The following is a 20,896-nucleotide window of genomic DNA, read 5'->3' as shown; positions in this document are numbered from 1 at the left end:
GTCACGCCCCCGGCGCGGCCTCCTCGCCCGGCCCCACCTCGTCCGACGACGCGGTGGGGCCGCGGTCCGTGATGCCGAGCTCGTCGGCGAGGAACAGGAACGCGCGCGCGTAGGGGTGCCCCTCGACGTCCGCGCGGATCCGGCCCCAGTCGATCTGCTCACGCAGCGCGCGCACGATCGCGAGCAGCCGCCCGAAGTCGCACGCGTGCTCCCCGAGCACCCGCATCTTCGCCGACACGACGTCCGTGGCGCTGAGCACGGGCATGCGCACGGCGAGGACCTCGAGGACGTCGCTGCGCGCGAGCTGCTCGCGCGTGATCGGCTCCCCCACCATCCGGAACAGCACGTCCACGAGCTGACCGTGGTGGTACGCCTTGAACAGCCAGTTCTCCGCGGGCTGCTCGACGGTCAGCCCGGAGGCGGCGATGGCGGCCTTCGCCCGCTCCACGTCGTCCTCGGTCACCGCGAAGTCCGCGTCGTGGCTCGGTTCGGGCGCTCCCCTGGCCCACGCCGCGTAGCCGCCGACGAGCGCGAACGGGATCCCGGCGTCCGTGAGCGCGACGGCCGTGAGTCGCAGCCCGTCGTGCAGCGCCGTGCGGTCGTCGGGAGGGTCGACGAGGGCACCCTGCTGAGTCATGAGACGAGTGTCTACACGCCGCCGCGCGGGACCGCAGGTCGACCGGGAGAATCCCCAGGGTGCGCCTGGCGACCTTCAACATCCTGCACGGCCGGTCCGTGGTGGACGGCGAGGTGCGGCTCGACCGCTTCGCCGCCGCCGTCGAGGCCCTCGACGCCGACGTGCTGGCCCTGCAGGAGGTCGATCGCGACCAGCCCCGCTCGCACGGCGCGGACCTCACATCGCTCGCGGCTGAGGCCATGGGCGCCCCCGAGCACCGGTTCGTCGCGACCCTGCACGGCGAGCCCGGCCTGTGGACCGCCGCGACGGGCGACCACCAGCCCGCGCAGGCGAGCTACGGCATCGCACTGCTCAGCCGCCATCCCGTGCTCGAGTGGCGCGTCCTGCAGCTGCCCACGTTGCGCCGCCGGACCCCGGTGCGCTGGCCCGGGACGCGCTGGCCGACGCTCGTGCGCGACGAACCTCGGGCGGCCCTCGCCGCGGTCGTGCAGGGCCCGCAGGGCGTCCTCAGCGTCGTCGCGACGCACCTGACGTTCATCCCCGGCTGGAACGGGCGGCAGCTGCGCCACCTCGTCACGCAGGTCCGTCCCCTCACCCGGCCGATGGCGCTGCTCGGGGACCTCAACCTCGACGAGCCCGGCGCCCTGCGCTGGTCGGGCATGCACCCGCTCGCCACCGCCCCGACGTTCCCCGTCGTCGAACCGACCCGACAGCTCGACCACGTGCTCGGCGACGGTCCCGTGCACGCCACCGGCGCCGCCCGCTCCGTCGACACCGGGCTGTCCGACCATCGCGCGCTCGTCGTCGACGTCGCGCTGGGCGCTCGGTGACGCCGAGCCGGCGGCGTCGGCCCCCGATGACGAAGGGCCGGTGCGGATCGCTCCGCACCGGCCCTCCTCGTCACAGGGACGGGGTCACTTGACCTCGCCCTCGACCGCCTTCACCCAGACGTTCTTGTTGTCGGCGCCGTACTTGTAGACGCCGATGAACGCGCTCGACGGGTCGTTGTCGGCGTTGAACGGACCGACACCGGCCTGGCCGGCGTACTGGATGTCCTTGCCGTCCTTGATCAGCGCGACGCAGTCCTTGAAGGACGTGCACTTCTCGCCACCGTCGGCACCGGAGACCGCCGCCATGTTCTTCTGGATGGTCTCGCCGTCCGTCGCCTTGCCCTTCTCGGCGGCCAGCGCCACGAGGATCGTCGCGTCGTACGACTCAGGGCCGTACGCGAAGTCCTTGAGGTTCGGGTCGACCTCCTTGAGGCGGGCCTGGAAGTCGTCCGACGGGAACGCGCCGGGGATGGTGCCCTGGGCGCCCTCGAGCGTGCCCGGCTGGAAGTCCGCCGAGTAGTCGGCGGTGTTGCCGTCGACCAGGTAGATGTTCGCCGGGCTCACGCCGCCGGCGACGAGGCCGGGGATGATCTGCTTCGTCTGCTCGAACGCGAGCACGACCACCGCGTCCGGGTTCGTGGCGAGCAGCGCCGTGATGTCCGAGTCGAAGCTCGAGGCCTTCGGGTCGAACTCCTGGCCCTTCTTGCCGTACGTGATCGTGCCGCCCGCGTCCTCGACCGTCTTCTCGACGACGTCGCGCAGCGACGTGCCGTAGTCGTCGTTGAACACGAGGATGCCGACGTTCTCGTGCCCGTCACCCGTGATGAGGTTGCCGAGCGCCGAGCCCTGGACCGTGTCCGGCGGGGCCGTGCGGAAGTAGAACGGCGAGTAGCCGGAGAGCTTCGTGGCCGTGTTGGCCGGCGAGACCTGGACGATCTTCGCGTTCGTGATGTCGTCGACGACGTTGAGCGTCACGGACGACGACGCGGCACCGATGATCGCCGAGACCTTCTTCGAGATGAGCTCGGTGACCGACTGGGTCGCGACCTCGGCGTTGTCCGCGTCTGACGAGTCGGTGTGCTCCACCGTGACGTCGTTGCCCAGCACGCCGCCGGCCTCGTTGATGTCCTTGATGGCCAGGTCCACGCCCGCGATCTCGGGCGGACCGAGGTACGCGAGGGAACCCGTCTGCGGCAGCAGCGAGCCGATCTTCAGCGGACCCGAGGCCGCAGCGGTCGACCCTTCGGTCGCGTCGTCGTCGCTGTCGCCGCCACCGCTGGAGCACGCGGCGAGGATCAGGGCGGCAGCGCCGGCCAGCGCGGCTGCACGAACTGCATGTGTCGAACGAATCATGCGTGGTACCCCTCTGTGAGTACTGCGATCCGCAGATCCATGGGGATCTAGCAGTGTTGCGCGAAGGTACTCATTCTTTGTGTCGGCCATGTGAATCCGCGACGTTTGTTGCAGAGTTGTGACAAAGCGGAGCCCGGCCGAACTGGACGTCCGACCGGGCTCGTGACCAGGGGTGACGCCTAGGAGGCGCCGCCTCCGACCTGCTCGATCACCGCGTCGGCGACCTCGCGCATGGTGAGGCGGCGGTCCATCGACGTCTTCTGGATCCACCGGAACGACTCCGGCTCGGTGAGGCCCATCTTCGTCATGAGCAGGCCCTTGGCGCGGTCGACGCGCTTGCGGGTCTCGAACCGCTCGGCGAGGTCCGCCACCTCCGACTCGAGCGCCGAGATCTGCGCGTACCGCGAGATCGCGATCTCCACGGCCGGCAGCAGGTCCGCCGGGCTGAACGGCTTGACGACGTACGCCATCGCACCCGCGTCGCGCGCGCGCTCGACGAGCTCGGTCTGCGAGAACGCCGTGAGCAGCACGACCGGCGCCAGGTGCGCCTTGCCGATCTGCTCGGCCGCCGAGATGCCGTCGAGCACGGGCATCTTCACGTCCATCACGACGACGTCCGGCTTGAGCTCGGTCGCCAGCGCGACCGCCTGCGCGCCGTCACCCGCCTCGCCGACCACGTCGAAGCCGGCGTCCCGCAGCGTCTCGACGACGTCCATGCGGATCAGCGCCTCGTCCTCCGCCACGACCGCGCGGCGCGCAGGACGTGCAGGGGCGGCGGCGGCCGCCGGCTCCTCGGCCGGTGCCGGCGCACTCAGGTCGAGAGCCTCGGGGGCCTGCTCGGTGGGCTCGGGGGTCACGTCGTTGGTCACGGGGACAGCGTAGTGGCCGGGTCCCGTGACGCCGCGATGGTTCCACTGTGAGCCAGGTCGCGCCGCGCGTGGGCCCGGGGCCGGCCGCGGTGCCTCACCGGGCTATCCTGCTGACCTGCTCGGCCCCGATAGCCCAACCGGCAGAGGCGTTCGGCTCAAACCCGATCCAGTGTGGGTTCGAATCCCACTCGGGGCACTCTTCTCGACCGCGGGCCCGATCGTCCGTTCAACGGTCCCCGTCCGGCTCGGCGGCCTCGGGATCCTCCTCCGGCTCGAACGTCGACGGCTCACCGGCGGAGATGCCGACGCCGCCGGACTCCGCGAGCTCCTCCGTGTCCGGACCTGGTGTCGCCTTGGCGTCGCCGGGCTGCGTCTCGCTCATGTCCCACCACCCCTGGATCCGCCTCGGACGAGTGCGGGCCGGTGCCGGTCGTCTTCTCCGACCGCGGCGTCGATCATCCGTCCGGTCGACGACCGCCGCATCCGGTCACCCTCGGTGGGCGCGGCGTGCGGCGGCGCGCGATCCCGGGACCTCGAGGGGCTAGACGAGGACGTCGCCGTCGCGGGCCACGACCCGTCCGCCCGACACCACCAGACGGCGCGGCGGGACGCGGACGAGGGCGTCGGGGACGTTCTCCGCGTCGACGAGCACGACGTCCGCCGGGGCACCGACGACCAGGTCGTGCACGGACCGTCCGACGAACCCCGCGGCGGACGAGGTCGCGAGGCGGACGGCGTCGGTGAGGTCGTCGTCGGTACGCAGCCCGTGCAGCCGCGCGAAGCCGAGGGCGATCCGCAGCACGTCGCCGTCGCCGAACGGCGACCACAGGTCGCGGATGCCGTCGGTCCCGAGCCCCACGGGGATGCCGCGCTCCCGCATCCCGCGCCACGGCAGCGGTGCCGTGCCGACGGGCGCGACGGTCGCCCAGGAGACGCCCGCGTCGCGCAGGTCGTCCAGCAGGGCGTCCTGCCGCGCAGGTGGGAGCTCGCCGAGCGCGAAGCCGTGGGCGACGGTGACGCGGCCGCTGAGGCCCGCACGCCGGGTCCGCTCGACGATGAGCTCGATCTGGAACGCCCCGAGCTCGCCGCGGTCGTGCAGGTGGATGTCGAGGCCGACGCCGCGCCGCTCGGCGATCGCGAACAGGCCGTCCAGCTGCGCCACGGGGTCGCGGTCGATGGAGGCGGGGTCGATGCCGCCGATGTGGGTGGCGCCCGCGACCGCGGCCTGGTCGAGCAGGTCGAGCACGCCGGGGCGCCGGATCACGCCGTCCTGGGGAAACGCCACGATGCTGACGTCGACGGCGCCGCCGAGCTCCTGCGCGGCCTCCCGCACGTGCGCGAGGCCGCGCAGCCCTACGCCGAGGTCGACGTCGACGTGCGTGCGCGTGGCGGTGGTGCCGTGCCGGACGAACTCACGCAGCACGGCAGCCGCTCCGGCCGTGCTGGGGATGCCGTACCGGTCCCTCAGCTCGCGCTCGTGCGCGATCCGGCCCTGCGTGGTGGCCTCGCCGCCGTACGAGACCCACGGCTGTCCCCACCAGCTCTTGTCGACGTGCGCGTGCGCGTTGACGAGGCCCGGCAGGGCGAGCAGCCCGGCGCCGTCGACGACCTCCGCGCCGTCCGGCAGCGGACCGCCCGCAGGGCTGACGGAGGCGATGACCCCGTCGCGCAGGACAAGGTCGGCTGCGGCGCCGCCCCACGGGCGCACACGGGTCAGGACGAGGGTGCTCATGCCCGTCAGGACTACCAGAGGCGGCCAACACCCGCCCCGGAGGGATGCGGCCCCCAGCCTTCGGGCGTACAACGGACGGCATGTTCGAAGAGGGTCAGCTCTACGCCCCCGTCACCGCGGACGAGGACGGCAAGGCCACGGTGCACCTCGCGGACGACCACCCTGGCGCCAAGGACGAGGAGTACCGCCGTCGTCGCAACGAGATCGCCGCCCCCGCGCTCGCGTGGCAGCCCGGCGAGCCGGTGCCGCGCGTCGAGTACACCGAGTCGGAGAACGAGATCTGGCGGACGGTGTGCCGCGAGCTCGCTCCGAAGCACGAGCGTCTCGCGATCCGTGGCTACCTGGAGGGCAAGGAGGCCCTGGCGCTGCCGACGGACCACGTGCCGCAGCTCGACGAGGTCAGCGCGGGGCTCATGCCGCTGAGCGGGTTCCAGCTGTACCCGGCCGCGGGGCTCGTGCCGCTCGACGTGTTCTACGGGTCGCTCGCGGACGGGGTGTTCCACTCGACGCAGTACCTGCGGCACCCGTCGCAGCCGCTCTACACGCCGGAGCCGGACATCCTGCACGAGGTGGTCGGGCACTGCAACCTGCTCGCGAACCCGGCGATCGCCGAGGTCAAGCGCCGGGCAGGCGAGGCGGCGCGGCGGTGCCAGACGCCCGAGGGGCTGCAGTACGTGGCGGACGTCTTCTGGTTCACGATCGAGTTCGGTGTCATGTACGAGCACGGTGAGCTGCGCGCGTACGGGGCCGGTCTGCTCTCGTCGTACGGGGAGATCGAGGAGTTCCGCGGTGCCGACATCCGGCCCGTCGACTTCCACCAGATGGCGACGCTCGCGTACGACATCAGCCACTACCAGCCGATCCTGTTCGCGTGCGACGGCATGGGTGAGCTGACCGACCGGGTCGCGGGGTTCTTCGCGGACTTCGACGACGACACGCCCGCCCGGCTGGCGCACGAGGCCGCGTAGGTCAGCGGGCCAGCACCAGGAGGTGCTGCCGGAAGAACGCGGCGAGCTCCGCGGTGGCGTCGAGCGAGAAGACCCCGGCGACGTACTGGTCGGGGCGCACGACGACGACGCAGCCGTCACGGTCGACGCCGCGCAGCTCGAAGATGTCGGCCACGGGATCGGCGGCGAACACCTTCTCGTAGTCGACCAGCTCGAACGGGCCGACGCGGGGCAGGAAGACCTCCGGCACCGCCGAGATGTCCACGTCGGCGTGCCGCTGCTGGAAGACGACCTTGATGTCGAGGACGCTGTCGCGCTCGTCGCCCTCGCGGGTGTGGGCGCGCACGGGCGAGTCCGGCGCCGACTCCATCCACTGCGCCCACGCTGCCAGCGCGGACGGCTCCCCCGCGCCCGGACGGTCCGCGAACGCGTAGACGCGCCACCGCCCGTCGGCCCGGTGCTGGTGACCGAGCTGCAGCGGGTTCGCGTCGGCGACGCGCACGACGGGCGCGGACTTGAACCGCTTGCCGACCGTGAAACCGGTGGCGAGGGCCTGATGCGTCGGCTCGGCGACCAGCATCGACGGCGGGTACTGCGTCATGAAGCCGAACAGGAACTCCGTCGTGCGCACGTAGAACTCCGCGAGCGCACCGGGGTCGTCGAGCTCGTCGGGCTTCTTCGCCATGAGCGACGACCACTCGCGGTCGAAGTCGATGAGGTCCTGCGCGATGACCTGTCGTTCCTTCGAGTACGTGGCGAGGAGGCTCTCCGGGCTGCGGCCGGTGAGCACGTAGCCGAGCTTCCAGCCGAGGTTGAAGCCGTCCTGCATCGACACGTTCATGCCCTGGCCGGCCTTCGCGCTGTGCGTGTGGCACGCGTCGCCCTCGATGAAGACCCGCGGGCTGCGCGTGCCGATCTCCTCGACGGGGACGTCGTCGAACCGATCGGTGACGCGGTGGCCGACCTCGTAGACGCTGTGCCACGCGACGTCCTTCACGTCGAGCGAGTACGGGTGCAGGATCGCGTTCGCGTGGTCGATGATCTGCTCGATCGTCGTGCTGCGGACCTCCCCGTGCGTCTCGCGCCGGACCTCGCCGAGGTCGACGTACATGCGGAACAGGTGGCCACCCTCGCGCGGGATGAGCAGGATGCTGCCGCCCGTGCCGGACTGGATGGCGCACTTGAGCCGGATGTCCGGGAAGTCGGTGACGGCGAGCACGTCCATGACGCCCCACGCGTGGGCCGCGTCCTGGCCGAGCCGGGTGCAGCCGATCGCCCGACGAACGCCGCTGTGCGCGCCGTCGGCGCCGACGACGTACCTCGCTCGCACGACCTTCTCGGTCCCGACGTCGTCGCCCGCGGTCCGCACGAGCCGGACCGTCACCGGGTGGTCGCCGGACGATGCGACGGAGAGGTCGCGGAACTCGTAGCCGTAGTCGGGGCGCATCCGGGTCGGGGCGTTGGCCATGCACTCGGCGAAGTAGTCGAGCACGCGGGCCTGGTTGACGATGAGGTGCGGGAACTCGGTGATGCCCGACGGGTCGTCGGGCGGCCGCTCGCCGCGGACGATCCGCGTGGGGTCGGTGGGGTCCGGGTGCCAGAAGCACATCTCGGTGATGCGGTAGGCCTCCTCGGCGATGCGCCCCGCGAAGCCGAACGCCTGGAACGTCTCGACGCTGCGCGCCTGGATGCCGTCGGCCTGGCCGATCGCGAGCCGGCCGGGGCGCCGGTCGACGATCCGCGTGGTGACGGACGGGAACTGCGACAGCTGGGCGGCGGTGATCATGCCGGCCGGGCCGGTGCCGACGATCAGGACGTCGACCTCGTCGGGCAGCTCGTCGGGCCGGTCGAGGCCGACCCCGGCGGCGGGCTGGACGCGGGGGTCCCCCGAGACGTACCCGTGGTGGTGGAACTGCATGCGATGGGCTCCTCGGACGACGGTGTCGAGGTGGATCTGCACGTCTTCTCTCGGATCGTATACGGTCGGAGAAACGCACGACGTCCCGACGAAGAGGTCGCGATGCCCTCGGTCTCCGCCCACACCGCCGTCACGCTCGCCGCGCACGTGGACCACGTGTTCGGCGTCATGGGCAATGGCAACGCGTACTTCCTCGACGCGCTCGCGCGCCAGACGTCGGCGACGTTCACCGCGGTACGGCACGAAGCCGGCGCGGTCGTCGCTGCGGACGCCTTCCACCGGGCGTCCGGCCGCCTGGCCGCGGCGACGACGACGTACGGCGCGGGCTTCACGAACACGCTGACCGCGCTCGCGGAGGCCGTCCAGGCGCACGTCCCGCTCGTGCTCGTGGTCGGCGACGAGCCCACCTCGGGCCCCCGTCCGTGGGACGTGGACCAGATCGCCATGGCGTCGGCCGTGGGAGCCCGCACGTACACGGTCGGCCGCGCGGACGCCGCGGCCACGACCCTGATCGCCGTCGAGCACGCCCTGACCTACCGCGTGCCGACCGTGCTCGCGATCCCGTACGACGTCGCGACCGTCGACGCGGGTCCCGTGCCCGAGACGTCCGCGCCGCGCCTGCCCGCACCGCTCGCACCCCGCGGTCCGTTCGCCGAGGCGAGCGTGCGGGACGTCGCCGCGGCCCTCGCGTCGGCCCGGCGACCGCTGCTCATGGCCGGCCGGGGCGCCTGGCTCTCCGGCGCTGGTGCGGCGCTCGGGGCGATCGCCGACGCAACCGGCGCGCTCACCGTCACGACGGCGCTCGGCCGGGGGGTGTTCCCACGGCCGGAGTTCGACCTGGGCGTCGCCGGCGGGTTCGGTGCCGAGCGTGCGATGGACCTCGTCCGGCAGGCGGACGTCGCCGTCGTCGTCGGTGCCTCGCTCAACCAGTTCACGATGCGGTTCGGGGAGCTGTTCGCACCCGGCACCCGGGTGTTCCAGGTGGACGTCGCGCCGGCCGCGACCCACCCCCACGTCGGCGGGTTCGTGCGCGGGGACGCCGCGACCGTCGCCGCCGCGGTCCTGGAGAAGCTCGACGGAACGACACCGAGCGGGTGGCGCGAGCAGGTCGACGTCACCGCTGCCCGGCAGTACGAGCCGGGTGACGGCACCGCGCCCGACGGGCGCCTGGATCCCCGCTCGGCGGCAGCACGGATCGCGGAGCTCCTGCCCGCCGACCGCGTCGTCGTCTCGGACGGAGGCCACTTCCTCGGCTGGGCGAACATGTACTGGCCCGTCGCGTCGCCCGACCGCATGATCATGGTCGGCACGGCGTTCCAGGCGATCGGGCTCGGGTTCGCGAGCGTCCTGGGCGCGGCCCTCGCGCGACCCGGCTCGACGGTCGTGCTCACGACGGGTGACGGGGGCGGTCTCATGGCGCTCGCCGACCTCGAGTCGGCGGTCCGCGTGGCGGGCGGCCGCGGCCTGGCGGTCGTCTGGAACGACGGCGCGTACGGCGCCGAGATCCACGTGTACGGGCGCAAGGGGCTCGCCCGGGACCCGATGCTCATCCCCGGGGTCGACTTCGCCGGCCTCGCGTCGGCGGCCGGCGCCTGCGGCATACCCGTGCGGTCCCTCGACGACCTCGACCGGCTGGGCGCCTGGGCCGCGCGGCCCGCGGACGAGCGCCCGTTCCTGCTCCTCGACCTGCACGTGTCGCCCTCCGTGGTCGCGCCCTACTTCGAGGAGATCGGACGGGCGAACAGCTGAGCACCCACGAACCGGCCCGCGCACACCGAGGACAGTGAGGGACGCACATGACAGACGATCGGCAGGGCCGCGGGGAGGCGGATCCCCGGTTCTCGGCACTCCCGTGCCGCCCGGGGAAGGTCGTCGCCGTCCACCTCAACTTCGTCTCGCGCGCCGACCAGCGCGGCCGCCGCCCGGCGCACCCGTCGTACTTCGTCAAGCCGTCGAGCTCCGTGGCGCCGTCCGGCGGCACCGTCGAGCGTCCCGCCGGGACGGAGCTGCTCGCGTTCGAGGGCGAGATCGCGCTCGTCATCGGCACGCCGGCCCGGTGGGTGCGGGTCGAGGACGCCTGGGAGCACGTGGCCTGGGTGACCGCGTCGAACGACCTCGGGCTCTACGACCTGCGGTCGGCCGACCGCGGCTCCAACGTCCGCTCCAAGGGCCGGGACGGGTACACCCCGATCGGTCCTGGGCTGATCGACGCCCGCACGGTCGACCCCCGCGCTCTGCGGGTGCGTACGTGGGTCAACGGCGACCTGCGCCAGGACGATTCCACCGCGGGGCTCCTGTTCCCTCTCCCCCAGCTCGTCGCCGACCTCTCGCAGCACCTCACGCTCGAGCCCGGCGACGTGGTCCTGACCGGGACGCCCGCGGGCTCGTCGGTCCTGCGACCCGGAGACGTCGTGGCGGTCGAGGTCGACGCACCGGACGCGCCCGGCGCGCCGTCGTCCGGCCGGCTCGTGACGACCGTCGTGCAGGGCGAGCACGCGTTCGACGAGGAGCTCGGTTCGCTGCCCACGGTCGACGACGCGCAGCGCGCCGAGGCCTGGGGGTCGCCCGAGGCCGCAGGTCTCGAACCCGCACGCGGGCCGTTTCGGCTGACCGCCGAGCTGCGGGACAAGCTCGGGCGCGCGCCCGTGGCCGGGCTGAGCGCGCAGCTGCGCCGACGCGGGCTGAACCAGGTGACGATCGACGGCGTCCGCCCGATGCACCCCGCGACGAAGCTCGTCGGCACCGCGCGCACGCTGCGGTTCGTCCCGGCCCGCGAGGACCTGTTCGCCCGCCACGGCGCCGGCCACAACGCGCAGAAGCGTGCGTTCGACGCGCTCGGCGAGGGCGACGTGCTCGTGATCGAGGCGCGCGGCGAGACCGGCTCCGGCACGTTCGGCGACATCCTCGCGCTGCGGGCCCGGGCCCGGGGCGCCGCCGGGATCGTCACGGACGGCGGCGTCCGCGACCACGACGCGGTCCGCGCCGTCGGCCTCCCGGTGTACTCGGCGGGCGCACACCCCGCCGTGCTGGGCCGCCGGCACGTGCCGTGGGACGTCGACGTGGCCGTCGCGTGTGGCGGGACCACGGTCGAGCCTGGGGACGTCGTCGTCGGGGACGCCGACGGTGTCGTCGTCATCCCGCCGGACCTCGTCGAGGAGGTCGTCGAGGCGACCCTCGCGCAGGAGGAGGAGGACGCCTGGGTCGCCGAGCAGGTCGCCGCGGGCCACCCGCTCGACGGGCTGTTCCCGATGGACGCGCAGTGGCGGGCCCGGTACGACGCGCGGCGGGGCGACCGATGACGGAGACGACAGGGAGCAAGTCGCAGCAGGCCTATCGCTGGATCCAGGAGCGGATCGCGGGCGGCCAGCTCAGACCCGGGTACCGGCTGGTGCTCGGGTCGATCGCCGGCGAGCTCGACATGAGCGTCGTGCCCGTGCGCGAGGCGATCCGCCGGCTCGAGGCCGAGGGTCTCGTGACGTTCGAGCAGCACGTCGGCGCGCGGGTCTCGATGATCGACGACTCGCAGTACCGGCAGAGCATGGAGACCCTCGCGCTCCTCGAGGGGGCGGCGACGGCGCTCGCCGCCCGGCAGCTCTCGGCCGACGACCTCCGGCGGGCGCGCGACCTCAACCGGCAGCTGGTCGAGCAGCTCGACGACTTCGACCCACGTCAGTTCACGTCGCTGAACCACGAGTTCCACCAGGTGCTCTTCGGCGCGTGCCCGAACCCCCGGATGCTCGCGCTCGTCGACGCCGAGTGGGTGCGGCTCGGCCACCTGCGCGACTCGACGTTCAGCTTCGTGCCCGGGCGGGCGCACGAGTCGGTCAGGGAGCACGATGCCCTCGTCGACCTCATCGAGGCGGGCGCCCCCCTGGCCGACATCGAGCGGGCGGCGCGTGCGCACCGGTCGGCGACCCTCGCGGCCTACCTCAGCCACGAGCACCCCGACGAGGCGCCCGCCGCGGCCGGCGCGACGACGGTCTGAGAGGTTGTGCGATGGACGACATCAGCACCGGACGGGCGGATGCACGCCACGTGCCCGACGGCGTGCCCGACCACCTGCGTCACCACGTCGGCGGCGAGGACGTCGACTCCGCGGAGGGTGCGACGTTCGACGTGCTCGACCCCGTGTCGAACGAGACGTACCTGCGGGCCGCCGCCGGCAAGGCCGCGGACGTCGACCGGGCGGTCGCCGCGGCCAGGCGCGCGTTCGAGGACGGACCGTGGCCGCGGATGCTGCCGCGTGAGCGGTCCCGGGTGCTGCACCGGGTCGCGGACGTCGTCGAGTCGCGCGACGCCCGGCTCGCCGAGCTCGAGTCGTTCGACTCGGGTCTCCCGATCTCGCAGGCCCTCGGCCAGGCCCGACGTGCCGCGGAGAACTTCCGGTTCTTCGCGGACCTCGTGGTCGCGCAGACCGACGACGCGTTCAAGGTCCCCGGTCGACAGCTCAACTACGTCAACCGCAAGCCCATCGGCGTCGCGGGGCTCATCACGCCGTGGAATACGCCGTTCATGCTCGAGTCGTGGAAGCTCGGGCCCGCCCTCGCGACCGGCAACACCGTGGTCCTCAAGCCCGCCGAGTTCACTCCCCTGTCGGCCTCCCTGTGGGCCGGGATCTTCGCCGAGGCCGGGCTGCCGACCGGCGTGTTCAACCTCGTGCACGGTCTCGGCGAGGAGGCGGGCGACGCGCTGGTCAAGCACCCGGACGTGCCTCTGATCTCGTTCACGGGCGAGAGCCGCACCGGTCAGCTCATCTTCGCGAACGCCGCGCCGCACCTGAAGGGCCTGTCGATGGAGCTCGGCGGCAAGTCCCCGGCCGTCGTGTTCGCGGACGCCGACCTCGACGCCGCGATCGACGCGACGATCTTCGGGGTGTTCTCGCTCAACGGGGAGCGCTGCACGGCCGGAAGCCGGATCCTCGTCCAGCGCGAGGTGTACGACGAGTTCGTCGAGCGGTACGCGGCACAGGCGCGGCGCGTCGTCGTGGGCCCGCCGCACCTGCCGTCGACCGAGGTGGGCGCGCTCGTCCACCCCGAGCACTTCGCGAAGGTCATGGGGTACATCGAGATCGGCCGCACCGAGGGGCGGCTCGTGGCAGGCGGCGGGCGGCCGGACGGGTTCCCGACCGGCAACTACGTCGCGCCCACGGTGTTCGCCGACGTCACGCCCGACGCCCGGATCTTCCAGGAGGAGATCTTCGGCCCGGTCGTCGCCATCACCCCGTTCGACACCGACGAGGAGGCGCTCGCGCTCGCGAACGGCGTGAAGTACGGGCTCGCGGCGTACGTGTGGACCAACGACCTGCGCCGGGCGCACACGTTCGCGCAGGGCATCGAGGCGGGCATGGTGTGGCTCAACAGCAACAACGTCCGCGACCTGCGGACCCCGTTCGGCGGCGTCAAGGCGTCCGGGCTCGGCCACGAGGGCGGGTACCGCTCGATCGACTTCTACACGCACCAGCAGGCCGTGCACGTGACGCTCGGCGAGCCGCACCACCCGACGTTCGGCAAGGGAGACCGCCCGTGAGCACCGACCCGATCCCCACGCCGACGTCTCCCCCACCCGACGTGCTGCGCTGCGCGTCGATGGAGCTCGTCGTCACCGACCTCGCAGCGTCGCGGCACTTCTACGTCGACGTCCTGGGGCTCGTCGTCACGGCCGAGGACGAGCACACCGTGTACCTGCGCACGTTCGAGGAGTTCATCCACCACAACCTCGTCCTGCGCCAGGGGCCCGTCGCGGCGTGCGCCGCCTTCTCGTACCGGGTCCGCGCTCCCCAGGACCTCGACCGGGCCGTCGCGTTCTACCGCGAGCTCGGCTGCCGGGTCGAACGGCGTCCCGACGGCTTCGCCCGGGGGGTCGGCGACTCGGTGCGCGTCGAGGACCCGCTGGGCTTCCCGTACGAGTTCTTCCACGAGGTCGAGCACGTCGAGCGGCTCGCGTGGCGGTACGACCTGCACGCGCCCGGCGTCCTCGTGCGACTCGACCACTTCAACCAGGTCACCCCGGACGTGCCGCGGGCGGTCCGCTACATGGAGTCCCTCGGCTTCCGCGTGACCGAGGACATCCAGGACGACGCCGGCACGACGTACGCGGCGTGGATGCGCCGCAAGTCGACCGTGCACGACACCGCGATGACCGGCGGTGACGGGCCGCGTATGCACCACGTCGCATTCGCGACGCACGAGAAGCACAACGTGCTGGCCATCTGCGACCGGCTCGGCGCGCTGCGGATGTCCGACAGGATCGAGCGCGGTCCGGGGCGGCACGGCGTGTCCAACGCGTTCTACCTGTACCTGCGCGACCCCGACGGGCACCGCGTCGAGACCTACACGCAGGACTACTACACGGGCGACCCGGACAACCCGGTCGTCACGTGGGACGTGCACGACAACCAGCGGCGCGACTGGTGGGGCAACCCGGTCGTGCCGTCCTGGTACACCGAGGCGTCGCTCGTCCTCGACCTCGACGGGAACCCGCAGCCTGTCGTCGAGCGCACGGACACCAGCGAGATGGCGGTGACCATCGGCGCCGACGGGTTCTCGTACACCCGCCCGGACGACGAGCCCGACGACCTGCCGAGCTGGAAGCAGGGCGAGTACAAGCTCGGGCACCAGCTGTGAGCGCCGACGGGACGACGCTCGACGCCGTGACCGTCGCGGCCGTCGCGGACGAGCTGGCCGCCGCCGAGCGCGACCGGACCACCGTCCCGCTCCTCACCACGCGCCACCCGGGCATGACGATCGACGACGCCTACGCGGTGCAGGCCGAGTGGCGCCGGCGGGCCGTCGCGGCCGGGCGGCGTCCCGTCGGGCGCAAGATCGGGCTGACGTCGAAGGTCATGCAGGCCGCGACCGGCATCGACGAGCCCGACTACGGCGCGATCTTCGCCGACATGGTCCACGAGGACGGCGCGACGATCGAGCACGGCCGGTTCTCGAACGTCCGCATCGAGGTCGAGCTCGCGTTCGTCCTGTCCGCGCCGGTCGACGGGCCCGACGCGACCGTCTTCGACGTCCTGCGCGCTACCGAGTACGTGGTACCGGCGCTCGAGATCCTGTCGTCCCGGATCGAGCTGCAGGGCCGCACGATCGTCGACACCATCAGCGACAACGCCGCGATGGGCGCCATGGTCCACGGCGGCACGCCCGTCGCCCCCGACGCCGTCGACCTGCCGTGGGTCGCCGCGATGCTGCACCGCAACGAGACTGTCGAGGAGTCCGGCGTCGCAGGTGCGGTGCTCGGCCACCCCGCCCGCGGGGTCGCGTGGCTCGCCAACAAGCTCGCCCGTCACGGCGACCGCCTCGAGGCCGGCGAGATCGTGCTCGCGGGCTCGTTCACGCGCCCGGTCTGGGTGCACCCCGGAGACACCGTGCTGGCCGACTATCGCGACCTGGGGACGATCACATGCCGCTTCGTCTGACGCCGACGTTCCGCGACGCCCTCGCCGCCCCGCGGGAACAGGGCCGTGCTCTCGTGGGCATGTGGGTGTGCTCGGGGAGCCCGCTCGTCGCCGAGATCTGCGCGGGCTCGGGACTCGACTGGCTCCTCGTCGACATGGAGCACTCGCCGAACGGGCTGGAGTCGGTGCTCGCGCAGCTGCAGGCGGTCGCGGCGTACCCCGTGACCCCGGTGGTGCGGGTGCCGGTCGGCGACGTCGTGACGATCAAGCAGGTGCTGGACCTCGGGGCGCAGAACCTGCTCGTGCCGATGGTGTCGTCCGCGGACGAGGCCCGCTCCGTGGTCGAAGCCGTCCGCTACCCACCCCGCGGACGCCGGGGTGTCGGCTCGGCCCTCGCGCGCTCGGCCCGGTGGAACCGGGTCGAGAGGTACCTCGACGACGCGGACACGCACGTGTCGCTGTTCGTCCAGGTCGAAACAGTCGAGGGTGTCGCGGCCGCCGGTGCCGTCGCGGCGGTGGACGGCGTCGACGGGGTCTTCGTCGGGCCGTCCGACCTCGCCGCCTCGATGGGGCTGCTGGGACGGCAGGACCACCCGGACGTCGTCGCGGCCGTCCACCGTGCGTTCGAGGCCGTGCGCGCCGCGGGCAAGCCGGTCGGCGTCAACGCGTTCGACCCAGCCTTGTCGCGCGCGTACGTCGGCGCCGGGGCCACGTTCGTGCTGGTCGGGGCCGACGTGACGCTCCTCGCCCGCGGGTCCGAGGCCCTCGCCCAGGCATTCGACGACCGCGCGGTCTGAGGGGACGTGCGCATGGCGAACCATCCCCGCACCGGCGTCCTGCTCCCTCGTGACCTGCCTGCCCGCCAGATCGTCGAGTACGCCCGCACCGCCGAGGAACTGGGGTTCGACGACCTCTGGGTGGTCGACCCGTTCGCCGCCCTCGCAGCGCTCGGCCGGACGATCTAGCGCAGACGAACACCGCGGCCCGCACCGAGCGGCGAGGGACGGACCAGCCGTTCGGTCACGACGACTCGTCGGCGTACGGTCGGCGCGCTGGCTGTGACGGACGCCGCACACCGCGCCGGTCAGATCGCGGTGCCCGCGGTCGATCTGTGCCTCGTGCCCTCCCCCGCCGACGCGCCCGAACCCCCGACCGCCCGGCTGCTCGGCCGTCCGGTCCGCCTGCCCGCCGGGATGCGAGCCCTCGCGCTGCCCAACTACCGCCGGTGGGCGGTGGCCGACCTCGTGTCGAACGTCGGTTCGTGGATGTCGACCGCGGCGCTCGGGTGGCTCGTGTTCGACATGACGGGTTCCGCGGCGGCGCTGGGTGCGGTGGTCGCGGTGAAGCAGGCACCGGCGCTCGTCCTGGGCCTGGCCGGCGGTGCGCTCGCGGACCGGCTCGACGCGCGGCGCGTCCTGCCGGTCACGCAGGGCGCGTTCGGGGTGCTCGCGGCCGGCCTCGCCGTGCTGACGTGGAGCGGGCACGCGCGCCTGTGGCACCTGTACGTGTTCGCCGCGCTCACCGGCGTCCTCGGCGTGCTCGACGGGCCGTGCTTCGGGCGGCTGCTCGCGCAGGTGCTCGGCCGGGACCACCTGTCCAACGGCATCGCACTCGGCTCCGTGACGCACTCGACGGGGTGGGTGCTCGGCCTCGGTGCCGGATCGGTGGTGCTCGCGGGGCCGGGCGCGTGGGCCGTGTTCGCGATCGACGCGGTGTCGTTCGCGACCGTCGCGCTGACCGTCCTGCGGCTGCGCACCGACCTGCTCCATCCCCTCGAGCGGGCCGCCCGCGGCGCGGACCGGGTGCGCGACGGCGTCCGGCACGTGCTGGGCAGCAGGCAGCTCGTCGTCGTCCTCGCGACGGGTGTCGTCACGGGTGCCGTGGGCCGCCACTTCCAGGTGACGATGGCGGCGACGGCCGCGTCGACCTTCCACGGCGGGCCGGGCCTCTACGGGCGCATGTTCACCTGCTTCTCGATCGGTGCGCTCCTCGGTGCCGCCGTCGCGGCGCGCCTGCGCCACCTGCGGATGCCGACCCTCCTCGGGTCGGCCGCCGCGGCAGCGGTGCTGCAGGCCGCATCCGGCGCGGCGCCCGTCGCGTGGCTGTTCGCCGGCGCGATGCTCGCTGTCGCGGCGTGCTGCATCGTGTACGACACAGCCGTCTCCACGACCGTGCAGCTGCTCGCGCCGGGACACGTGCGCGGCCGCGTCCTCGCCGTGCAGGGACTGGTCGGCTCGGTCACCTCGATGGCGGGGGCACCTCTCGTCGGGTGGCTGACCGACACTCTCGGCCCGCGCGCCGCTCTGGGCATCGGCGGTGCGACCTCGCTGGTCGCCGTCGTCGTCGCGGCCTGCGCGCTGGCCGGCGGCCCCGCCGCGGCCGGCCGGAAGGTGAGAGCGTGCGTCACACCCCGGGCGGTCGTGCCGGCCTGACCGGAACCATCGGCGCCGGGATCAACGGCGCCGCGCCCGTCCGACGGCCTTGCCGGCCTCGACCACCAGGAACACCCCGACGGCCAGCACGAACGGCACCCACCAGCCGCGCCACGGCACCGCCGCGGACCCGAACAGCGTGTGCATGAACGGCGCGTACACGAACACGGCCTGCAGCAGCACGAGCGCACCGGCCGAGATCCACAGCACGCGGTTGCCGCGAAGCACGTCGAGGCTCAGGCTCGACCGGTCCGTGAACCGGCAGTTGAACAGGTACGCGAGCTGCCCGAACGCGAGCATCGTGACGGCCGTCGTCTGCGCCTGGTCCACGGTCATGCGCCCGTCGCGCTCGACGAAGAACACCACGAGGGTCGCCGCACCGATGAGCGCCGACACGAGCAGGATCCGCCGCAGCGCCGGCCCGCCGAGGATCGACGCGTCGGCGTCGCGTGGCGGCCGGTCCATGATCCCGGGCTCGGCCTTCTCGTACGCGAGCGCGAGCGACAGCGTGACGGCGGTGATCATGTTGATCCAGAGCACCTGCACCGGCTCGAGCGGCATGGTGAGGCCGAACAGCACGGCCACGAGGATCACGAGGGCCTGCGCACCGTTCGTCGGCAGGAGGAACAGGACGGACTTGCGGACGTTGTCGTAGATCCGCCGCCCCTCCTCGACGGCCCGCTCGATCGTCGCGAAGTTGTCGTCGGCGAGCACGACGTCGGCGGCCTCCTTGGTCGCCTCCGTGCCCTTGATGCCCATCGCGACACCCACGTCGGCCTGCGTGAGGGCGGGCGCGTCGTTGACGCCGTCGCCCGTCATCGCGACCACCTGACGGTGCGCCTGCAGCGCGGAGACGATCCGGATCTTGTGCTCGGGGCTCGTCCGCGCGTACACGTCGACGTCCCGGACCACCTCGCGCAGCTGCTCGTTGCTCATCGCCTCGAGCTCGGCACCGGTGAGGACGACGGGCGCGTCGCGGTCGACCGCCGTCGGCGGGTGCGCGGGCCGACCGTCGGGCGTGAGCAGGCCGAGCTCCTGAGCGATGGCGGTCGCCGTGCCGGCGTGGTCGCCGGTGATCATCTTCACCGTGATCCCGGCCCGGTGGCACTCCGCGATCGCGTCGATGGCCTCGGGACGAGGCGGGTCGACGATGCCGACCAGGCCGCACAGCTCGAGGTCGCGCAGGTCGTCGTCGGCGATCGCGCTCGCGCCCGCAGGGGCGGTCCGCCGGGCGGCCGCCAGGACGCGCAGGCCGTGCGAGCCGAGCTCGTCGACCTGGTCCAGCCAGAACCCGGTGTCCACGGGCTCGGCCGTGCCGTCGGGTGCCGTCTGCGTGCGGCACAGCTCGAGCACGCGGTCCGGGGCGCCCTTGACGTGCAGCACGGTGACGGCGTGCGTGTCGTGCCGGTCGAGCGTCGCCATGTACTTGACCGCGGAGTCGAACGGCAGGACGGCGACCCGGTGCCAGTCCGACGTGGCGGTGCCCGCCTTGAGCGCGAGCGTCCGTAGCGCGCCCTCGGTCGGCTCGCCCACGAGCGACCACCTGCCGTCCGACTCCACCACCTGGGCGTCGTTGCACAGCGCCATCGTGTCGAGGAACGCGACGACGTCGGGCGTCTCCCCCACGACCAGCGGCTGGTCGCCGGCCGTGAGCCCGCCGTCGGGCGCGTACCCTGCGCCGGCCACGTCGACGGTGCGGTGCGCGGTGCGGATCGTCCGCGCCGTCATCTCGTTCTTGGTGAGCGTCCCGGTCTTGTCGGAGCAGATCGTGCTCACCGAGCCCAGCGTCTCGACGGCGGGCAGCCGCCGCGTGATCGCGTTGCGGTCCGCCATCTGCTGCACGCCGAGCGCGAGCGTGATCGTGACGAGCGCAGGCAGACCCTCGGGGACGGCCGCGACGGCGAACCCGATGGACGCCGACAGCAGGTCGTCGACCGACAGGTGGTGCACGGTGTGCCCGATCACGGCCATGACGACGCCCATCACGAGGATGAGCAGCGCGATCTGCGTCCCGAAGCGCCCGAGCTGACGCGTCAGGGGCGTCGCGAGCTCCTCGGCCTCGGCGACGAGGCTCTGGATCGCGCCGATCTCGGTCGCGGCCCCCGTGGCGACGACGACCCCCTCCCCCGAGCCGGCCGCGACGATCGTGCCCGAGAAGAGCATGCTCGACCGGTCGCCGACCCCCGCACGGGCGTCGACGGGCGCCGGGTCCTTCGTCGACGGGACGGACTCGCCGGTGAGGGCCGACTCCTCGACCCGCAGGTTCGACGCCGAGATCAGCCGGACGTCGGCCGGCACCCCGTCGCCGGCCCGCACGCGCACGACGTCACCGGGCACGACGGCGGCGGCGTCGACCTTCGTCCACCCGCCGTCGCGCCGGACCTCCGCTCCCGGCGAGAGCATCTTGCGGATCCCGTCGAGCGCGCTCTCGGCCCGACCCTCCTGGATGAGCCCCACGGCGGCGTTCACGATCGCGACCAGCAAGATCACCGCGAAGTCGATCCACTCCCCGAGGATCGCCTTGAGGCCGGCCGCGACGAGCAGCACGTAGACGAGCACGTCCTGGAAGTGCGACAGGACTCGACGCCACAGCGGCGGGCGTGGTGGCAGTGGCAGCTCGTTGGGGCCGTGCTCCGCGAGCCGGCGCTCCACGACGTCGGCGCTCAGGCCGTCGGCACCTGAACCGACCGCGGCGAGCACCTCGTCCGCGGGGAGCGACCAGGCGGCTCGGACGAGCACGCCCGGTGACTCGACAGGTGTGAGCACAGGCCCCATT

Annotated in this window: 18 protein-coding genes and 1 tRNA gene; 12 read left to right on the top strand and 7 right to left on the bottom strand. The window is 72.9% G+C overall.

Annotated features, from left to right (window positions below):
- Window position 1: 1 nt before the first annotated feature.
- Window positions 2–637, bottom strand: a complete 636-nt coding sequence (locus J7523_RS07775) for a hypothetical protein (RefSeq protein ID WP_291884456.1) — start codon at window positions 635–637, stop codon at window positions 2–4.
- A gap of 59 nt (window positions 638–696) precedes the next feature.
- On the opposite strand from J7523_RS07775, the gene J7523_RS07770 reads away from it, so the two are divergent.
- Window positions 697–1,467 (top strand): endonuclease/exonuclease/phosphatase family protein, encoded by a 771-nt coding sequence (locus J7523_RS07770; RefSeq protein ID WP_291884453.1) that lies wholly within the window; start codon window positions 697–699, stop codon window positions 1,465–1,467.
- A gap of 84 nt (window positions 1,468–1,551) precedes the next feature.
- Here J7523_RS07770 and J7523_RS07765 read toward each other — a convergent pair whose 3' ends face one another.
- Both J7523_RS07765 and J7523_RS07760 read right to left on the bottom strand, forming a co-directional pair.
- A complete protein-coding gene (locus J7523_RS07765; RefSeq protein WP_291884450.1) occupies window positions 1,552–2,820 on the bottom strand; it encodes an ABC transporter substrate-binding protein in 1,269 nt (422 codons plus the stop codon).
- Window positions 2,821–2,999: 179 nt separating this feature from the next.
- The gene (locus J7523_RS07760) at window positions 3,000–3,689 is read right to left on the bottom strand and encodes a response regulator (protein WP_291884447.1); all 690 of its coding nucleotides are present in this window, start codon (window positions 3,687–3,689) and stop codon (window positions 3,000–3,002) included.
- A 122-nt stretch (window positions 3,690–3,811) separates the two neighbouring features.
- On the opposite strand from J7523_RS07760, the gene J7523_RS07755 reads away from it, so the two are divergent.
- Window positions 3,812–3,885, top strand: a tRNA-Leu gene (locus tag J7523_RS07755).
- Window positions 3,886–3,915: 30 nt separating this feature from the next.
- Here J7523_RS07755 and J7523_RS07750 read toward each other — a convergent pair.
- Both J7523_RS07750 and J7523_RS07745 read right to left on the bottom strand, forming a co-directional pair.
- Window positions 3,916–4,071: a hypothetical protein gene (locus tag J7523_RS07750; RefSeq protein ID WP_291884444.1), complete on the bottom strand. Its 156-nt coding sequence runs from the start codon at window positions 4,069–4,071 to the stop codon at window positions 3,916–3,918.
- 159 nt (window positions 4,072–4,230) lie between these two features.
- A complete protein-coding gene (locus tag J7523_RS07745; RefSeq protein WP_291884442.1) occupies window positions 4,231–5,421 on the bottom strand; it encodes an amidohydrolase in 1,191 nt (396 codons plus the stop codon).
- A gap of 80 nt (window positions 5,422–5,501) precedes the next feature.
- Here J7523_RS07745 and J7523_RS07740 point away from each other — a divergent pair, with 80 nt between their 5' ends.
- Complete coding sequence (locus J7523_RS07740; RefSeq protein WP_291884440.1) at window positions 5,502–6,389, top strand: phenylalanine 4-monooxygenase; 888 nt, start codon at window positions 5,502–5,504, stop codon at window positions 6,387–6,389.
- Between the two features lies 1 nt (window position 6,390).
- Here J7523_RS07740 and J7523_RS07735 read toward each other — a convergent pair whose 3' ends face one another.
- Entirely contained in the window at window positions 6,391–8,286 is a 1,896-nt protein-coding gene (locus tag J7523_RS07735) for an FAD-binding monooxygenase (protein ID WP_291884437.1), read from the bottom strand.
- Between the two features lie 102 nt (window positions 8,287–8,388).
- On the opposite strand from J7523_RS07735, the gene J7523_RS07730 reads away from it, so the two are divergent.
- The 9 genes from J7523_RS07730 to J7523_RS07690 all read left to right on the top strand — a co-directional run bounded on the left by J7523_RS07730 (window position 8,389) and on the right by J7523_RS07690 (window position 18,120).
- Entirely contained in the window at window positions 8,389–10,035 is a 1,647-nt protein-coding gene (locus J7523_RS07730) for a thiamine pyrophosphate-binding protein (RefSeq protein WP_291884435.1), read from the top strand.
- Window positions 10,036–10,082: 47 nt separating this feature from the next.
- Window positions 10,083–11,585 (top strand): fumarylacetoacetate hydrolase family protein, encoded by a 1,503-nt coding sequence (locus J7523_RS07725; protein WP_291884433.1) that lies wholly within the window; start codon window positions 10,083–10,085, stop codon window positions 11,583–11,585.
- Window positions 11,582–12,271 (top strand): GntR family transcriptional regulator, encoded by a 690-nt coding sequence (locus J7523_RS07720; RefSeq protein ID WP_291884430.1) that lies wholly within the window; start codon window positions 11,582–11,584, stop codon window positions 12,269–12,271. The genes J7523_RS07725 and J7523_RS07720 overlap by 4 nt, the downstream gene beginning before the upstream one ends.
- Window positions 12,272–12,282: 11 nt before the next feature.
- Entirely contained in the window at window positions 12,283–13,812 is a 1,530-nt protein-coding gene (gene hpaE / locus J7523_RS07715; RefSeq protein ID WP_291884427.1) for a 5-carboxymethyl-2-hydroxymuconate semialdehyde dehydrogenase, read from the top strand.
- Window positions 13,809–14,909 carry a 3,4-dihydroxyphenylacetate 2,3-dioxygenase gene (gene hpaD, locus J7523_RS07710; protein ID WP_291884423.1) on the top strand — a complete coding sequence of 367 codons (1,101 nt, stop codon included), beginning with the start codon at window positions 13,809–13,811 and terminating at the stop codon, window positions 14,907–14,909. Before hpaE ends, hpaD begins: the two co-directional genes overlap by 4 nt.
- Window positions 14,906–15,709: a fumarylacetoacetate hydrolase family protein gene (locus J7523_RS07705; protein ID WP_291884420.1), complete on the top strand. Its 804-nt coding sequence runs from the start codon at window positions 14,906–14,908 to the stop codon at window positions 15,707–15,709. Before hpaD ends, J7523_RS07705 begins: the two co-directional genes overlap by 4 nt.
- Window positions 15,694–16,485, top strand: coding sequence for an aldolase/citrate lyase family protein (locus tag J7523_RS07700; protein ID WP_291884417.1), 792 nt, complete (start codon window positions 15,694–15,696; stop codon window positions 16,483–16,485). Before J7523_RS07705 ends, J7523_RS07700 begins: the two co-directional genes overlap by 16 nt.
- A gap of 12 nt (window positions 16,486–16,497) precedes the next feature.
- A complete protein-coding gene (locus J7523_RS07695; protein WP_291884414.1) occupies window positions 16,498–16,653 on the top strand; it encodes a hypothetical protein in 156 nt (51 codons plus the stop codon).
- Between the two features lie 93 nt (window positions 16,654–16,746).
- Window positions 16,747–18,120, top strand: coding sequence for an MFS transporter (locus tag J7523_RS07690; protein ID WP_291884412.1), 1,374 nt, complete (start codon window positions 16,747–16,749; stop codon window positions 18,118–18,120).
- Window positions 18,121–18,141: 21 nt separating this feature from the next.
- On the opposite strand, the gene J7523_RS07685 is transcribed toward J7523_RS07690, so the two are convergent.
- Window positions 18,142–20,886 (bottom strand): HAD-IC family P-type ATPase, encoded by a 2,745-nt coding sequence (locus J7523_RS07685; RefSeq protein ID WP_291884410.1) that lies wholly within the window; start codon window positions 20,884–20,886, stop codon window positions 18,142–18,144.
- Window positions 20,887–20,896: the final 10 nt, after the last annotated feature.

The sequence above is a fragment of the Cellulomonas sp. genome (assembly GCF_017744555.1).
GTDB lineage: Bacteria > Actinomycetota > Actinomycetes > Actinomycetales > Cellulomonadaceae > Cellulomonas.
The sequence above is the reverse complement of the archived record's forward strand: the minus strand, read 5'-3'. Positions and strand labels throughout refer to the sequence as shown.

What these genes read in the sequence shown, in the direction of transcription:
- J7523_RS07720 (WP_291884430.1), top strand. Translation starts at nt 11,582, where the DNA reads ATGACGGAGACGACAGGGAGCAAGTCGCAGCAGGCCTATCGCTGGATC.
- J7523_RS07775 (WP_291884456.1), bottom strand. Translation starts at nt 637, where the DNA reads ATGACTCAGCAGGGTGCCCTCGTCGACCCTCCCGACGACCGCACGGCG.
- J7523_RS07745 (WP_291884442.1), bottom strand. Translation starts at nt 5,421, where the DNA reads ATGAGCACCCTCGTCCTGACCCGTGTGCGCCCGTGGGGCGGCGCCGCA.
- J7523_RS07730 (WP_291884435.1), top strand. Translation starts at nt 8,389, where the DNA reads ATGCCCTCGGTCTCCGCCCACACCGCCGTCACGCTCGCCGCGCACGTG.
- J7523_RS07725 (WP_291884433.1), top strand. Translation starts at nt 10,083, where the DNA reads ATGACAGACGATCGGCAGGGCCGCGGGGAGGCGGATCCCCGGTTCTCG.
- hpaE (WP_291884427.1), top strand. Translation starts at nt 12,283, where the DNA reads ATGGACGACATCAGCACCGGACGGGCGGATGCACGCCACGTGCCCGAC.
- J7523_RS07750 (WP_291884444.1), bottom strand. Translation starts at nt 4,071, where the DNA reads ATGAGCGAGACGCAGCCCGGCGACGCCAAGGCGACACCAGGTCCGGAC.
- J7523_RS07695 (WP_291884414.1), top strand. Translation starts at nt 16,498, where the DNA reads ATGGCGAACCATCCCCGCACCGGCGTCCTGCTCCCTCGTGACCTGCCT.
- J7523_RS07765 (WP_291884450.1), bottom strand. Translation starts at nt 2,820, where the DNA reads ATGATTCGTTCGACACATGCAGTTCGTGCAGCCGCGCTGGCCGGCGCT.
- J7523_RS07700 (WP_291884417.1), top strand. Translation starts at nt 15,694, where the DNA reads ATGCCGCTTCGTCTGACGCCGACGTTCCGCGACGCCCTCGCCGCCCCG.
- J7523_RS07740 (WP_291884440.1), top strand. Translation starts at nt 5,502, where the DNA reads ATGTTCGAAGAGGGTCAGCTCTACGCCCCCGTCACCGCGGACGAGGAC.
- J7523_RS07735 (WP_291884437.1), bottom strand. Translation starts at nt 8,286, where the DNA reads ATGCAGTTCCACCACCACGGGTACGTCTCGGGGGACCCCCGCGTCCAG.